1 protein-coding gene is annotated in these 234 nt (G+C 72.2%); it reads left to right on the top strand.

Going from position 1 to position 234, the window contains the following annotated elements:
- Positions 1 to 234: peptide-methionine (R)-S-oxide reductase (locus ACZ6JE_RS15670; RefSeq protein WP_464319550.1), on the top strand; the 234-nt coding region annotated here is incomplete at both ends.

The following is a 234-nucleotide window of genomic DNA, read 5'->3' as shown; positions in this document are numbered from 1 at the left end:
GTGCTGCGCGAGGCCGCGACCGAGCGCCCGTGGACGGGCGAGCTGCTCGACGAGAGCCGCGCAGGCGTAGACGCCGGCGCCGCCTGCAACGCCGAGCTGTTCAAGAGCGGCACCAAGTTCGACAGCAACTGCGGCTGGCCGAGCTTCGACGAGGCGGTGAACCCCGAGGCCGTGCAGCTGATCGACGACGACCGCCTCGGCATGACCCGCACCGAGGTGCGGTGCGCGACCTGC

This window comes from Frigoribacterium sp. AC759 (assembly GCF_979256015.1).
This window is presented reverse-complemented; position numbering and strand designations above follow the sequence as displayed.